The following is a 15,070-nucleotide window of genomic DNA, read 5'->3' as shown; positions in this document are numbered from 1 at the left end:
GAGGGATACGTGCGCGCCTTTGAAGCGTCCCGCCCGTCACACGGCGGACAGCGCCTGCTCCAGGTCGTCGATGATGTCCTCCGCGTCCTCGATGCCGACCGAGAGCCGCACGACCTCCGGCCCGGCGCCGGCCGCCGCGAGCTTCGCCTCGTCGAGCTGGCGATGGGTCGTCGAGGCGGGATGGATGATCAGCGAGCGCGTGTCGCCCACGTTCGCGAGGTGAGAGAACAGCTTCACCTTGGAGACCAGCGCCACGCCCGCCTCGTAGCCGCCGACGAGCCCGAAGGTGAAGACCGCGCCGGCGCCTCTGGGCGCGTACTTCTGCGCGCGGGCGTGATGGGCGTTCGAGGCAAGGCCGGGGTAGTTCACCCAGGCGACTTTGGGATGGGCCTCGAGATAGCCCGCGACCTTCAGCGCATTGTCGCAATGGGCGCGCATGCGCAGCGGCAGCGTCTCGACGCCCGTCAGCAGCAGAAAGGCGTTGAACGGCGACAGCGCCGGCCCGAGGTCGCGCAGCGAGAGCACGCGGGTTGCGATCGCGAAGGCGAAGTTGCCGAAGGTCTGCCCGAGCACCACCCCGCCGTACTCGGGCCGCGGCTCGCTGAGGAAGGGGTAGCGCCCGCTCGCAAGCCAGTCGAACGTCCCGCCGTCGACGATCAGCCCGCCGATGGAGTTGCCGTGGCCGCCGAGAAACTTGGTGGCGGAGTGCACGACGATGTCCGCGCCGTGCTCGAACGGCTTCACGAGGTACGGCGTCGCCAGCGTGTTGTCGACGATCAGCGGCACGCCCGCCCGCTTCGCGATCTCGGAAATCGCCGCGATGTCGGTGACGCTTCCGCCGGGGTTTGCGATCGACTCGACGAAGATAGCCTTGGTCTTCGGCGTCACCGCGCGCTCGAAGGCCTCCAGGTCGTCCGGATCGGCCCAGGCGACGTTCCAGCCGAAGCTCTTGAAGGCATGGCCGAACTGGTTGATCGATCCGCCGTAGAGCTTCGTGGCGGCGACGAACTCGTCGCCCGGCGTTAGCAGCGCGTGGAACGTAAGCAGCTGCGCCGCGTGGCCGGACGCGACGGCGAGGGCCGCCGTGCCGCCTTCGAGCGCCGCGATGCGCTCCTCCAGCACCGCGTTCGTGGGGTTGCCGATGCGGGTGTAGATGTTGCCGAAGGCCTCAAGGCCGAACAGCGCCGCGGCGTGGTCGACGTCGTCGAAGGTGAAAGACGTCGTCTGGTAGATCGGGGTCGCGCGGGCGTTGGTCGTGGGGTCGGGCTGCGCGCCCGCGTGGACGGAGAGCGTCGCGAAACCGGGCGCGCGCGGGCCAGGGGCGTCGTCGTCGGGCATACGTTTCTCTCCCGTGGGATGCTGACGTATTCGTCAATCTATCTGTATTATAGGAAGAAGCGCCGTCAATCAGCTCCCCCGGCGCGAGCGGGCAGTCCCAGCTCCATGATGTCGATCTTGGGGCAGCGGTTCTGAACGACCTGCAGGCCTGCGGCCTCGGCCCGCGCGGCGGAGGCGTCGTCGCGGACGCCAAGCTGGGTCCAGAACACCCTCGGCAGAGGCTTCAGCGCTAAAGCCTCATCGAGGATCCCGGCCACATGCTCGGAGGCGCGGAACACGTCGACCATGTCGATCGGCTCCGGAATCTCTGCGAGCGAGGCGTAGGTCATCAGGCCCGCGATCTCCTTGCCGCCGTGGCCGGGATTGACCGGAAACACGCGGTAGCCGCGGGCGGCGAGGAAGGCGGCGACGATGTGGCTATCGCGCGAGGGATTGGGGCTCGCCCCGACCACGGCGATGGTGCGGACGGAGTTGAGGATCTGGCGGACGGCGTCGGATGAGGTCTGGGTCATGCCCAAAGACTTAAGGCGTTGGCCCGAGCTGCGCAGCCCCCTACTCGCTGTACGGCGCCGACGCCTTCCAGGAGCGCGACGCGCCGGAATAGCACGCCGCGCTCCTCGCCCCTTACGGAATGAGCCGGTCGCTCCGCAGCCGCTCGAACAGCGCGTAGAAGGCGTCGTCTGTCGGCTGATAGAGGGAAAAGCCCAGGCGGCGGCTCTTCGACATATCGGTGACGACCTCGATGGGGCGGCCGAGGTCGGCGTCGGTGTGCCAGGGCGAGACCAGCCGGTCGAGGTCGGGCTCCGCGAGGCCGTGCTGCGCGGCGATGTCCCGCCAGACGGCCGCGTCGTCCGCCATCTGCTCCTCCAGCGGCCGCACCACGCCGTCGAACGGCGCGGCTTCGAGCTCGAACCACGCCGCGATGCGCTCCCACATCCAGCTCCAGCGGAAGACGTCGCCGTTCACGACGTTGAAGTCCTCGTTCGCGGCGGCCGGCGTCTCGGTCGCCCACAGCATGTGGCGGGCAAGCAGACGCGCGTCGGTCATGTCGGTGAGGCTGCGCCATTGCGTCTCGCTTCCGGGAAAGCGGAACGGACGCCCCGTGGCCTTGCAGATCGAGGCGTAGACCGCGAGGGTCGTGCCCATGTTCATGGCGTTGCCGACCGCCTTGCCGATGATCGTGTGCGGGCGGTGGACGCTCCAGGCGAACCCGTCGCGGGCCGCGGCGGCGAAGACCTCGTCCTCCTGCGCGTAGTAAAAATTCTCGACGTCGAGCCGCCCCTGCTCCTCGCGGAACGGGGTCTGCGGAAGCGTCCCTTTGCCGTAGTTCTCAAATGGCCCGAGGTAGTGCTTCAGGCCGGTGACCAGCGCCACATGGCGCACCGACCCGGCCGGACGCAGAGCTTCGAGCAGGTTGCGCACCATCGCCGCGTTGACGCGGATGTTCTCCGCCTCGGTCTCCTGCCGGAGCCATGTGGCGATGAAGACATGGGTGGGAGCCGCGCCGGCCAGCGCCTCACGCAGCGACGGCGGATCGAGAAGGTCGCCGGCCAAAGCGGTGACGCCCGATTGCGTGGCGGGGCGCCGGGCGAGGCCCAGCACCGGCCACCCCGCCTGGGACAGGACCTCGGCCGTCGCGGCGCCGACGACGCCGCTCGCGCCGACCACCAGGGCTGTGTTCGTCATGATCGCTCCTCTTCAAGACGAGCGATCTAGGTTTCTCGGACGGCCGCATCCAGGGCGTGGCCGCACGCGGACGGGTGCGTGGAAGCAAAGTCGGCGGGCGCCGAGCCAGCCGCGTTCGACCTCGGCGGTACGCGCGCTCCTCCGGGAGTCGCAAATGTCACATCAGAAGGCGCCGCGGCCGGTCGCTCAGTTCTCGTCTTCGCCGAATAGCGCCTTGATCTTGGCGACATAAGGCTTCACCGCCTCGACGTTGCCCGGCAGGGGCTGGAAGCTCTCGAGCGCCGCGAACTGCTCGTCGAGGTCCTTCAGCGCCGCCTGCTTCTCGTCTTCGGAGAGCGCAGCGTCGTTCTGGATCTCGGCCTGAACCTTCTTCTTCTCCTCGGCGAGGTCGGTGTCGCCGCCTTCCGGATCGCTTGCCCCGAAGGCGAGCAAAACCGACTGCGCCACGTCCGCCCAATCGGAGTAGGTGGCGAACTGGTGCTTCTTGAGGATCGCGTCGATCTCGGCCTTGGCCTCGGGCTTGTCGAGATAGCTCGCGAGCGCGCCGATCGGATCTTCGGCCTCGCCCACCTCGGCTTCGTCGCTCTCCGGCTGGTCGGTGCTGTTTTCCTGCGCCTTGGTCTGGGGGTTCTGCGCCGCCAGCTTCTCGCGCAGCTTGTCGAACTCCGGCCACGCCGCGAGGAAGCTCTCGACCAGCTTGCCGTTGAGCGGCACCTGCTTCGGTTCGACGTCGCCGGTCTGCTCGACGGCGGCGCTCGGCTGCTCTTGGGCCCAGGCCGGGGCCACGGAGGCGCCCAGCGTCATGCCGGCGAAAACGGCGGCCCGCAGCAGGCTCGCAGCGACGATGTTCATTTCGGACGTCCTCCGGAAGACGCGGGCGCCTCCTTGGGGTCTTGCGCGCCGCGGCCCGACCGGCGAAAGCCTCGCCTGCCTGGACCTCGACGCGCCCGACATGCGGGCAGGCTTTGTCGATTCGGGACTATGACGGGACAATGGGGACGCCACCATGACGGAAATGCCACGCCCGACGTCCGATCTCGCGCCGCGCATGACGATCGCGGACATGCAGGCGTTTTTGGAGGCTGAGTTTCCGCAGATCCGGCTCGGCGTCGACTACGCGATCGAGGCGGTGGGCCATGGCTCGGCGCGCATGCGGCTGATCTACGCCGAGCGTCATCTGCGGCCAGGCGGAACGATCTCGGGACCTGCGATGATGGCGCTCGCGGACGTCGCGCTCTACGTCGCGCTGCTCGGCGCCATCGGCCCGGTGAAGCTCGCCGTGACGACGAACTTTTCCGTCAACTTTCTCAAGCGGCCGGACCCTCGCGACCTGATCGCGCACTGCCGCTACCTCAAGATCGGCCGGAGCCTGGCGGTGGGCGAGGCCGAGCTGCGCTCCGACGGTGAGGACGAGGCGGTGGCGCATGTGGTCGCGACCTACTCCATTCCCCCACGCGGATGACCGCCACGCGACGGCGCAAACCCCTCTACCTGTAGGACCGCAGAGGAGGTTATATGATACCATTTTTGCAAGTGATTGATTTTGTTTGGTTTTCTCTTATGCGGCTGAGTTGATTTTTCCCGCTGCGTTGGGTATCACCTGCCCGTCGCGCCAGACCCCGTCCGGCGCGCTTTCGTTTTCAATCGAGGTTCACCCCATGCGCCCCCAGCTGGCCCGCTCTTATGTGGCCAAACCGGACGAGGTCGAGAAGAAGTGGGTCGTGATCGACGCGAAGGGCCTGGTCGTGGGCCGTCTTGCGTCCGTGATCGCGATGCGTCTTCGCGGCAAGCACAAGCCGACCTTCACCCCCCACGTGGACGACGGCGACAACGTCATCGTCATCAACGCCGCCCAGGTGGTGTTCACGGGCAAGAAGCGTCAGGACAAGCCCTACTACTGGCACACCGGCTATCCCGGCGGCATCAAGGAGCGCAAGGCGCACCAGATCCTCGACGGCCGCTTCCCGGAGCGCGTGGTGGAGAAGGCGGTCGAGCGCATGCTCCCGCGTGGCCCCCTCGGCCGCAAGCAGCTCGGCAATCTCCGCGTCTACGGCGGCGAGACCCATCCGCATGAAGCCCAGCAGCCGACGGCTCTCGACGTCGCGGCCCTGAACAGCAAGAACAGCCGGAGCGCCTGATCATGGCCGAGAACATCCAGTCGCTCAGCGACCTCGGCGGCGCGCTGACTGCGTCCGCCCCCGACGCGCCGAAGTACGAGAAGAAGGTCGACCAGTTCGGCCGCGCCTACGCCACCGGCAAGCGCAAGGACGCGGTCGCCCGCGTCTGGATCCGCCCCGGTTCGGGCCGCATCGAGATCAACAAGCGCGCGCTCGAGGTCTACTTCGCCCGTCCGGTGCTGCGCATGATCCTGCAGCAGCCGCTCGACGTGGTGAACCGCAAGGGCCAGTACGACGTGACCGTGACGGTCGCCGGCGGCGGCCTCTCCGGCCAGGCCGGCGCGGTGCGCCACGGCCTGTCGAAGGCGCTCACCTACTTCGAGCCGGAGCTGCGCGGTGCCCTCAAGAAGGGCGGCTTCCTGACCCGCGACAGCCGCGTGGTCGAGCGCAAGAAGTACGGCCGCGCCAAGGCGCGTCGGAGCTTCCAGTTCTCGAAGCGCTGATCGCGGACCTTCGGTGTTCGCGCACGGAAAAGGCGGGCTCAGGCCCGCCTTTTTTCATGCTCTCCGCCAGACGTCGCTCCGTCGCGGCGCCCTTCCCGCTCAGGCTCGCCCCAGCGCCCGCAGGCCCAAAAACGGCGTGCCGGCGAGCAGCGCGTCGACGGCGGCGCGCGTCTGGAAATGGCCGTTCAGCGAGACCCGCGGCAGCGCCGTCGGCGTCGCGGCGTGGCGCTTGAACAGGTGCCCCGGCCGCGTCGTGACGGCGGTGACGAAGCCGAGGTCGCGCGCGATGTCGTACTCCCGGGCTCCCGCCGCCGACAGATCTCCGACGGGATAGGCGAAATGCGCCGGCGCTTCGCCAAGCTTGAGCCGGATCGCCTCGCGGCTGTCCGCCATCTCGGCGCGCGCCACATCCTCCGGATGCTTCGCCAGCATCGGATGCGTGACGGTGTGCGCGCCGATCGTGACTAGGGAGTTCTTCGCGACCTCTTTCAGCTCGTCCCAGCGCATGCAGAGATCGCGCGCGAAGGCGAGCACGTCGACGCCTTGCTCCTCCGCCAGCCGCCGAACCTCGGACCGCAGCCGCTCCTCCGGACCGGAGCGCAGCCGCCAGTAGATTGCGTCCCACGCCGCCGCCTTCTCTTGCGCGCAGGCGGCGGACAGCACCGCCTCGCCTCGCCCGAGATCCACGACGACGCGCCGCGCGCGGACCAGCGCCTCCTCCAGCGCCAGCCACCAGATCTCGGCCTCGCCGTCGGCGAAGGCCGATGCGACGTAGAGCGTGGCGGGCGCGCCGTGCCGTTCGAGCACCGGCAGCGCGAAATCGCGCACGTCGCGGTACCCGTCGTCGAAGGTCACGTGCAGGAAGGGGCGCAGCGACACCCCGACCGAGACCCGTCGCCACGCCTCGTCGAGCGAGACGAAATCGAAGCCTAGTTCGCGCGCACGGCCGAGCGCGTCGTCGAGGAACTCGGGCGTGACTTCGAGGAGCCGGTTGGGCGCGAAGGCGCGCTCCCGCCACGGGCGCACGTGGTGCAGCGTCAGCACGACGCCCAGCCCTCTCGCGCGCCGCGCCAGCCAGCTGTTGGCGCCGCTCGCATGAAGCCCCGCGAACGCCGCGCGAAAGGCCGTCGTCCGCACGCCCGCCATCAGTCCCCCAGGAATCATCGCCCCGCCCACCGCCCCCGGTTCTGGAACGGAGCATGCACAAATCTAGACAGTGATGATTACGCAGATCTTAATTCAGTCGCCAAGTAATCCATCAATTTTTAAGTGGCTGTCTTCATCAGGCGTAGACAACTCTGCGGTATGGTCGCGAAAGGATCACGAAGAGAACCATTCCACATCCATGCGGCGGATAAAGACCACTGGGGCCTTACGACGTCTGCGCCAGGACGCGCGCGGCTCGACCGCTGTCGAGTTCGCGCTGATCGGACCGGTCCTGCTGCTCTTCGTGTTCGGAACGATCGAACTTGGACTGATGATGGCGGCCCAGCACGTGTTGGACGACGCCGTTTTCATGGGCTCGCGCACGTCGAAGACCGGTTATGTCGCGTCGACCTCGACACAGACGGCGACGGTCGCAGCGGCCATCAGAAAGGCCGCTCAGCCCTATCTCGATCCAGGGAAGATCGTGGTCACTTCCAAGTCCTATCCCGACTACAGCTCGATTAATCCGGAACCGTTCACTGACACCAACAAGAACGGCGTGCGAGACGCGGGCGAGCCCTACACCGACGTGAATGGAAGTGGATCCTACGACGACGGAAAGGGTACGGCGGGATACGGAACCGGCGGCCAGATCGTGGTTTTCACAGCAACATATGCGTGGCCGGTTAGCACGCCGATGATCGCCGACCTTATCGCGACCAACGGCGTCCGGACGCTCAGCGCGCGAGCGGTCGTCCGCAACGAGCCTTACGGTACGCCATGACGCTCCATTTCCTTTGCCGCCAGCTTCGCGACCTAAAGCGATCCGAGTCCGGCGTCGCAGCGATCGAGCTGGCTCTGGCGGCGCCGCTCTTGGCCCTCCTGCTACTCGGCGGCATAGATCTCACGCGTTATACTCTGGCCGTCCATAAGGTGATGGGCATCGGCTTCGCGGTCTCCGACGTAGCGTCACAGTACAAAGCCAAAGAGTTAAACACTCAGGCCCTCAATCAGATATACCGGATCAGCAGCGAGAACTTTTCATCCTACGTGTCCGGCTCGACCGGTGTGACGATGCTAACGTCGGTGTACCTCGCCGACGACGGCTCCGTGAAAGTGCGATGGCAATGCAAGAGCGCCTCGGTCGCCGACTGGCGCAGCAAAATCGGCTCTCCAGGCGGAGCCGCTGCTTTCGATAAAAACATGCTGATCGATTCCAACGACAACATCATAATCTCCGAGGTATACTATAAGTATTCGCCAATGTTCACTTTATTCTCGACAACAAAAATTGATATTTACAGTAAAGCGATGTTCCGTCCACGTTTGGGCGGCCTGACCGATAATCCATGCAGTTGAGGCATGACGCCCGTGTCGAAGACATTCTATAGCCTCCACCGTTTTATCAGGTCCGACAGCGGCGCCACCGCGCCATTGCTCGGTCTGATCGGCTTGGTCCTAATAGGCTGCATGGGAATCGCTATCGACATCGGACGCTCGATGATCGTTCGCACCCGTCTCTACGACTCGCTCGACGCCGCCGGCCTCGCGGTCGCAAACCGCATCAGCACGGTAAATCCCACCGCCGAGGCGACGAAGTTCGTCAAGGCGAACTTCGTTGACAATTTTGCCGGCGCGCGCGTCACAGCGGTCACAGCGACGCCCAACGCCGACAAGTCGGTCCTGGCGTTGACGGCCACAGCCACCATGCCGACGTCTTTCATGAGGCTGTTCGGTCAGGACCTCGTCACCGTGAAGGCGACATCCGAAGTGACTCGCAAGTTGACGGGGCTTGAGGTCGTTATGGTGCTCGACAACACCGGTTCGATGGAAGTAAGCAGCAGCATGCCGGCACTGAAGGACGCTGCGAATCTTCTAGTGGACCAGTTGTTTGGCGACCAGACGACGGCAAAAAATCTCTACGTCGGCTTAGTGCCGTTTTCACAAGCGGTTAACATCGGCACCAGCGTTGCACGCACTGCGTGGGTGAAACCATCGACGCTTTTGAATACGACCCATCCTTACTATCCATCATACTGGACTGGCTGCGTCGAAGCTCGAACCAACGGGTTGGACCAGACCGACGATCCGCCGGTTCTGCTCAGCAGCGCTCTTTTTTCGTCCTACTACAGCCCCGACTCTTCCCAGAACAATTGGATCGTTAAGAACTGGCTCGGTACGAGCCTCGACATCCGCTACTTGAATTATCAAACGCAACGAGGACCTGGAGCCTTCTGCCCGACACCGATGACAGGAATGACTAACGTCAAGGCCGACATCAAGACCGGCATCACGGCGATGAAGGCCCAAGGATCTACCATGATCAACCTCGGAGCCGTCTGGGGCTGGCGCATGCTGTCGCCGCGCTGGCGTGGGTTCTGGGACGGCCTGATGCTCACGAAGTCGCTGCCGCTCGATTATGGCACCAAGAACATGCAGAAGGCCGTGGTGTTGATGACGGATGGCCAGAACAATTTCGGCGATAACAATTACACTGCCTACGGATATCGTACCGAGGGGAAACTCGGTTTTACAGGATTCGATCAGGCGAATGCAGAGCTCGACAAGCGCCTATTGAACGTCTGTTCAAAAATGAAGTCAGCGGGCATTAGTGTGTATACAGTCGCCTTTAACATCCCGGCAGGCGAATCGGCGGTCAAGAAGATGCTCGAAAGCTGCGCGACGATGACCTCGTACTATTTTGACGCCAAGGATCAGGCGGCGCTCAAGCTTTCATTTCAAAAGATTGGCGACTCGCTCTCCAATCTCCGCGTGAGCAAATGACGGGCCTCGGGGCGCTAGCGCGGCCTTAACCTCGCCGTGCGCCTGTCGGAGCGTGAAACTGGAGCGGACCCCAGCATGACCAGCGTCGACATGATCGAGGGACGACCGCTGCTCCGCAGCGCCGACGCAGCCGCCGGCGCCGCCTTCGCGTCGATCGAGATCCATCGCGACGTCGCGGCCGTCGAGTCGCTTTGGACCGACCTCCTTGGCCGCGCCCTCGCCACGCCCTACCAGACCCCCGCGTTCCTCCGGGCGTGGAGCGACCACGCCGCGGGGCATGAGCGGACGGCGCCGCTGATCGCGGTCGCGCGCGACGGGGACGGCGTCGCCGTCGCCCTGCTGCCCTTCGGCGTGCGCCGGTCGTTCGGGCTCGCTACCGCGGTGTTCCTCGGCGGCACGCACGTCAACTACAACATGCCCGTCGTCCGCCGCGACCGGCTCGCGGCCTTCGGCGCCGGCGAAGTCGCCCGCTTGGTCCGGGAAACCGCGCGGGCCGGCGGAGTGGACCTGTTCGTCCTGCGCAATCAGCCGACGGCGTGGAACGGCGTTTCGAACCCCTTCGCGACGCTGCCCCGCCAGGCCGCGCCGGACGAAGGCTACAGCGGCCCTCTCGCCGAGAGCCTTGAGCTACACCTCAAGCGCTTCGTCTCCGCCAAGACGCGCTCCGCGCAGCGTCGCAAGATGCGCCGGTTCGAAGAGCAGGGCGTCGTGCGGCTGTACCGCGCCGAGAGCGCGGATGACCGCGAACGCGTCCTCGACGCCTACTTCCGCCAGAAGGCCCAGCGCCTCGGCGCCCGCGGCGTCGACAACCCCTTCGCGGCGCCGGGCGTCGACCGGTTCATCCGGACCGCCGCCGGCCTGGACGGCGGCCGACGCACCGTCGACCTCTACGGCTTCGACCTCGCCGGAGAGGTCATCGCCACCTTCGCGGTGATCTGCGACGCCGACCGGATGTGCGGGATGTTCAACTCGATTACGAGCGGCGATCCCGCCCGCTACAGCCCGGGCGAGTTGCTGCTCAACTTCATGGTCGAGGACGCCATCTCGCGCGGCATGACGCGGTTCGACCTCGGCGTCGGCGCGGCGGCCTACAAGCAGATGTACTGCCCCGACAGCGAGCCGCTGTTCGACTCGATCTTCGGCGTCACCGCCCTCGGACGCGCGGTCGCGGCGGCCGCCGCGGCCAAGACCGCCGCCAAGGCGCGCATCAAGGCCAATCCGACGGCCTATGGTCTGATCGAGCGGCTCCGCAAACTCCGGGCGAAGCCCGTGGGCGCTACGGAGACCGCCGCCGCCAAAGAGCCCGTCGACTGAACGCGGCGGGCCCCTGCGCCGCCGTCAGGCGGCCCTGACGGTCGCAAGGAAGCTGTGGACCTCGGACCGCAGCGTCTCCGCCTGGTGGGCGAGTTCGCCGGACGCGGAAAGGACCTGGGAGGCGCCCGCGCCCGCTTCGTCCGCCGCGCGCGCCACGTCCCCCACCCCCGCTGAAACGTCGTTCGCGCCGCGCGAGGCTTCCGAGATCGCAACGACGATTTCGCGGGTCGTCGCGTTCTGCTGTTCGACCGCGGCGGCGATGGCGCCGGCGACCTCGCTCAGGCCATGGATCGTGCCCGAGATCGCGGCGATGGCCGAGGCCACCTGCCCGGAGCTCGCGCGGATCGCCGTAACCTTGCCGTCGATCTCCGCGGTGGCGCTGGCGGTCTGGGTGGCGAGTTGCTTCACCTCCGCCGCGACGACGGCGAAGCCGCGGCCCGCCTCGCCGGCGCGCGCCGCCTCGATGGTGGCGTTGAGGGCCAGGAGATTGGTCTGCGCCGCAAGCGAGGCGATCATATCGACCACCACGCCGATGCTGCCGGCGACGTCGGTGAGTTCGGCGACCACGCTCGCCGTCGCTTCCGCCTGGGCGACCGCGTCGACCGACATGTGCGCTGAGCGCTCGACCTGCCGGCCGATCTCCTGGACCGAATGGCCCATCTCCTCGGCCGCCGCAGCCACGGAGGTGACGTTCACGGAGGCTTCCTCCGAGGCCGTCGCCACCGCGCTCGAGCGACGCGAGGTCTCGTTCGCCGATTTCGTGAGCTGCTCGGCGGTGGCCTGCATCTCGGTGGCCGCCGACGAAACGCCGCCCACGACCGCGCCGATCGCGTTCTCGAACCGGTCCGCGAGGTCGGTCACGATCTGCCGACGGCTAACCTCGGCGTCCAGGCGCGCCTGGGCCGTCTCGGCCTCGAGGGCGCGGTTCCGGAGAAGGCCCTCCTTGAAGGTCTGCACGGCCGCAGCCATCGCGCCGATCTCGTCGCGGCGCGCGCGATCGGGGACCTCGGCCGTCAGGTCGCCTTCGGCGAGCCGCCGCATCACCAGCGTCATCCCGCCGATCGGTCGGACAACGCGGAAGCGGCTCGTCAGAAGCGAGACCAGCGCGACCAACGCCCCGAAGCCCAGCGCGCCATAGGCGGCGAGCCGGCCGCCGCCGATCGTGTCCTGCAGCTCCTGGCTCTGCGCGGCGACGTCGGACTGCAGGTCTTCAACGAACGCGCGCAGCTTGCCGTCGGCCTCGCCGGCGTTTCGGCTCATGGCCCCCGTGAACAGCGCGACCGCGTTGTCCCGGTCGCCGGCCTGCGCCATCGCCACGACGTCGTCCCACAGGCCGCGCCCGCGCGTGAGCTGCACCTGGAGGCTGCGGAAAAGATCGATATCCTTCTGGTCCCAGAGGCCGCCTTCGACGAGCTTCGTCGCGGTCTGGATCTCTCGGACGGCCGAGTCGAGGGCGTCGCGGGCCGCCTGCTCCTCCGTCCTGTCGGCGTTGAGGACGCGGTATTGCGCGACGCGCTGTTTCGCGAGGGCGGTGTCGAGCCGCGCTATCGCGGACAGCGCCGGCATGCGCTTTTCGACGAGAACTTGCGTGACGTCGCCGATGGCGTTGAGCGACGTCAGGCCAAAAATACCCTGCCCGACGATCACTGCGAACAAGACGCCGAACATTGCCGTCAATAGAGTCTTGATCGAGATCGTCATCGTCGTCTCTCCACCGTCGAAGCATAAATCTCGGCGGGAAACATCTAAATCTCTATTAAACTTAATCCTTCTGAAAGAAGATGATACACCGACAACAACCGGCGCCCTGCTTAGTATGCCGCCCGACCGGATCGGGGTTGCTGGCGGCCCGCCGCGCTCAGGCGGCGAGGCGAGAGCCGTCGTCGGGGCCGATGTCGCGCTTCAGGAGAACCACGACGTCCTCGATGCCCGTCGCCTTCAGCCGGTCGTGCGCGTCCACCGTCGCGACATCTCCGGCGCCAGTGTTGGAGACCAGGATCGCGGCCTCGCAATGGGGCGTGAAGGCGTCCGCGCCGCCCACTCCGCCGGGCGTCGACAGCAGGACGAAATCGTAGGTCAGCGCGAGCGCTTCAAGCACTACGCCGAGGCGCCCCTGGGCCGCCGCGTCCAGCGACGCATAGGATGAGCCGCCCCGCGGCACCACGTGCACCCGCGAGCCGCGATCGCGATGAATCGCTTGCGCGAAGGTTACGGAGCCTTCGAGCAGCTCCGCCAGCCCCGGTCCTGCGACCTCATCGCCGAGGCGCGGCGCGCCGCCCCCGGCGTCGATGGCCACCACGCGGCGGCCGGACTCGGACAGGATGCGCGCGAGATTCGTCGCGACGTCGTCGACGGACACCTCAGGGCGCGCGCCCGTCGCGAGGATCCGCAGCGCGCCGCTGGAGGTCGGCATGGCCGCGAGCTGCCGGGCGAGCGCGGACACCAGCGCGGCGTCCGCGACTTCGATCGATTCAGCCCGGGAGGGCGTAAGGCCGGGCGGCGGCGCGACCGGCGCCGGAGCGGCCGGCATGTCACCGGGCGTCTGGTAGGCCGCGCCCTGAAGTCGGCCGAACACGGGCGTCTCGCCGACAGCGGGAGGCGGCGGAGCGGCGTCCTCGTCTTCGGGACGACGGCCCGCGGCGCTGAAGACCTCGGCGGTCGCGGCCGCGAACAGCGCCAGTACGAAGGCGCCGAGGGTCGCGAGCACGATGGTCGGGATCTTCTTGGGGAAGTAGGCCTCGCTCGGCGCCGCCGCCTTGGTGATGATGCGGGCGTCGGCCAGCAGCGCGTCGGGGTTCTCGCGCGCCGACGTCTCGCGGTAGCGGGTCAGCATCTGCTCCAGCAGATCGCGCTGGGTCCGCGCCTCGCGATCGAGCGCCCGCAGCTGGACGTCCTGGTCGTTCGCGGTGGCCGCGACCGACTTCTGGTCTTCGAGCCTGGCTTCCAGAGCCGCCACGCGGGCGCCGGCGGACTTGGCCTCGTTCTCGAAGGCGCGGGCGAGCTTCTCCGCCTCGGTGCGGATTGAGACGTCGAGGCCGGTGAGCTGCGCCGCGAGTTCGCGCATCCGGGGATGCTGCGACAGCAGCGTACGGCCCTCGCTCGCGATCTGCGCCGCGAGCTGCGAGCGCTGCTGCGCCAGCGAGCGGACAACGTCGGAGTTCGCGATGTCGAGCGCTTCCGAAGGCCGCCCCTGGCGCAGGAGGTCCCGGATGAGATCGGCCTTCGCGCGGGCCTCGCCCTGCTGGGTGCGCGCCGCGCCGAGCTGGGTGTTGATCTCGCCCAGCTGCTGCGCGGTCACCGTCGTGCCGCCGCTCCCAACGAGCAGCCCGGCCTTGGCGCGGAACGCCTCGACCTTGCCCTCAGCCTCGCTGACGCGGTCGCGCATCCGCTCGATCTCTTCGGAGAGATACTGAACGGCCTGGCGATTCTGGTCGCGCTTGGCCCCGCGCTGGATGTCGAAATAGGCGTCCACGAAGCCGTTCGCGACGTCGGCGGCCCGGTCCGGGTTGGTTGAGACGAATTCGATACCGACTACGCGGGCGCCGGAGACCGGATAAACGGACAGGTTCCTGGCGACCTTGTCGACCACCTGCTCGCGCACCGGCTGATCGCCGTCCGCGTCCCCGAGGCCGACGAGTCCCACGAGCTTCTGCAGGAACGAACCGTCGCCGGCGGAAAACTCCTTGTCCCGGCCGAGATCGAGCTTGGCCGCGACCTGGCGCACGAGATCGCGCGACTGGATCAGCTGGACCTGGGTGGCGACCGCCTGCTCGTCGGGAAGCTGGGGCGCCGGCGCGCCGCCGCCGGGCGCGAGTTGGTCGCGGTTCTCGATCAGAACGAGCGCAGTCGCCCGGTAGTACGGGCTGGTGAGCTCGACGAAGAGGAAGGCGAGCACGGCGACGACGAGCGCCGGTCCGACGATCCAGAACCTGCGGCGCCACAGCCCACGGCCAAGCGCGCGCAGATCGATCTCTCCCCCGATGGGGCGATCGTCCTCCGCCGCAGTGCTCGTTCGGTTGGACATGTCCGTTCCCGATTCCTGATCGAACGCGTTTCTTCCGATCAGAAAGCCATCGTTATGGTTGCCGCATGGTTAACTCGCCGCGGGCCTGTTCACCGGAAGACAACCGATTGTTAACCCTACTGGGGGTAACGAAGCGTAAACCTTCAACGCGAGGTTCG

14 protein-coding genes are annotated in these 15,070 nt (G+C 67.2%); 7 read left to right on the top strand and 7 right to left on the bottom strand.

What is annotated here, in order from left to right:
• Positions 1-36: 36 nt before the first annotated feature.
• The 4 genes from METY_RS06200 to METY_RS06185 all read right to left on the bottom strand — a co-directional run bounded on the left by METY_RS06200 (position 37) and on the right by METY_RS06185 (position 3,876).
• Positions 37-1,338: an O-acetylhomoserine aminocarboxypropyltransferase gene (locus METY_RS06200; protein ID WP_103120522.1), complete on the bottom strand. Its 1,302-nt coding sequence runs from the start codon at positions 1,336-1,338 to the stop codon at positions 37-39.
• Positions 1,339-1,403: 65 nt separating this feature from the next.
• Complete coding sequence (locus tag METY_RS06195; protein ID WP_103120521.1) at positions 1,404-1,850, bottom strand: CoA-binding protein; 447 nt, start codon at positions 1,848-1,850, stop codon at positions 1,404-1,406.
• A gap of 112 nt (positions 1,851-1,962) precedes the next feature.
• The gene (locus METY_RS06190; protein WP_103120520.1) at positions 1,963-3,024 is read right to left on the bottom strand and encodes an SDR family oxidoreductase; all 1,062 of its coding nucleotides are present in this window, start codon (positions 3,022-3,024) and stop codon (positions 1,963-1,965) included.
• Between the two features lie 186 nt (positions 3,025-3,210).
• Positions 3,211-3,876: a hypothetical protein gene (locus tag METY_RS06185; protein WP_103120519.1), complete on the bottom strand. Its 666-nt coding sequence runs from the start codon at positions 3,874-3,876 to the stop codon at positions 3,211-3,213.
• A gap of 154 nt (positions 3,877-4,030) precedes the next feature.
• On the opposite strand from METY_RS06185, the gene METY_RS06180 reads away from it, so the two are divergent.
• From METY_RS06180 to rpsI, 3 genes are all read left to right on the top strand, one after another.
• Entirely contained in the window at positions 4,031-4,486 is a 456-nt protein-coding gene (locus tag METY_RS06180) for a PaaI family thioesterase (protein WP_444849070.1), read from the top strand.
• 196 nt (positions 4,487-4,682) lie between these two features.
• Positions 4,683-5,162, top strand: a complete 480-nt coding sequence (gene rplM, locus METY_RS06175) for a 50S ribosomal protein L13 (protein WP_103120518.1) — start codon at positions 4,683-4,685, stop codon at positions 5,160-5,162.
• 2 nt (positions 5,163-5,164) lie between these two features.
• The gene (gene rpsI, locus METY_RS06170) at positions 5,165-5,644 is read left to right on the top strand and encodes a 30S ribosomal protein S9 (protein ID WP_103120517.1); all 480 of its coding nucleotides are present in this window, start codon (positions 5,165-5,167) and stop codon (positions 5,642-5,644) included.
• Between the two features lie 99 nt (positions 5,645-5,743).
• Here rpsI and METY_RS06165 read toward each other — a convergent pair whose 3' ends face one another.
• Positions 5,744-6,808, bottom strand: a complete 1,065-nt coding sequence (locus METY_RS06165; RefSeq protein WP_444849069.1) for a polysaccharide deacetylase family protein — start codon at positions 6,806-6,808, stop codon at positions 5,744-5,746.
• 55 nt (positions 6,809-6,863) lie between these two features.
• Between METY_RS06165 and METY_RS06160 the strand changes: the two genes are divergently transcribed.
• The 4 genes from METY_RS06160 to METY_RS06145 all read left to right on the top strand — a co-directional run bounded on the left by METY_RS06160 (position 6,864) and on the right by METY_RS06145 (position 10,888).
• Positions 6,864-7,574 (top strand): TadE/TadG family type IV pilus assembly protein, encoded by a 711-nt coding sequence (locus tag METY_RS06160; protein WP_244593539.1) that lies wholly within the window; start codon positions 6,864-6,866, stop codon positions 7,572-7,574.
• Positions 7,571-8,149 (top strand): TadE/TadG family type IV pilus assembly protein, encoded by a 579-nt coding sequence (locus METY_RS06155; RefSeq protein WP_103120514.1) that lies wholly within the window; start codon positions 7,571-7,573, stop codon positions 8,147-8,149. Before METY_RS06160 ends, METY_RS06155 begins: the two co-directional genes overlap by 4 nt.
• A 12-nt stretch (positions 8,150-8,161) precedes the next feature.
• A complete protein-coding gene (locus tag METY_RS06150; protein ID WP_244593538.1) occupies positions 8,162-9,574 on the top strand; it encodes a TadE/TadG family type IV pilus assembly protein in 1,413 nt (470 codons plus the stop codon).
• Positions 9,575-9,649: 75 nt separating this feature from the next.
• Positions 9,650-10,888 carry a GNAT family N-acetyltransferase gene (locus METY_RS06145; protein ID WP_103120512.1) on the top strand — a complete coding sequence of 413 codons (1,239 nt, stop codon included), beginning with the start codon at positions 9,650-9,652 and terminating at the stop codon, positions 10,886-10,888.
• 24 nt (positions 10,889-10,912) lie between these two features.
• Here the strand turns inward: METY_RS06145 and METY_RS06140 are convergent, their stop codons facing one another.
• Both METY_RS06140 and METY_RS06135 read right to left on the bottom strand, forming a co-directional pair.
• Positions 10,913-12,589: a methyl-accepting chemotaxis protein gene (locus METY_RS06140; protein ID WP_103120511.1), complete on the bottom strand. Its 1,677-nt coding sequence runs from the start codon at positions 12,587-12,589 to the stop codon at positions 10,913-10,915.
• A 157-nt stretch (positions 12,590-12,746) separates the two neighbouring features.
• Positions 12,747-14,912 (bottom strand): GumC family protein, encoded by a 2,166-nt coding sequence (locus METY_RS06135; RefSeq protein WP_103120510.1) that lies wholly within the window; start codon positions 14,910-14,912, stop codon positions 12,747-12,749.
• Positions 14,913-15,070: the final 158 nt, after the last annotated feature.

The organism is Methylopila sp. Yamaguchi (assembly GCF_002897035.1).
Taxonomy (GTDB): Bacteria; Pseudomonadota; Alphaproteobacteria; order Rhizobiales; family Methylopilaceae; genus Methylopila.
This window is presented reverse-complemented; position numbering and strand designations above follow the sequence as displayed.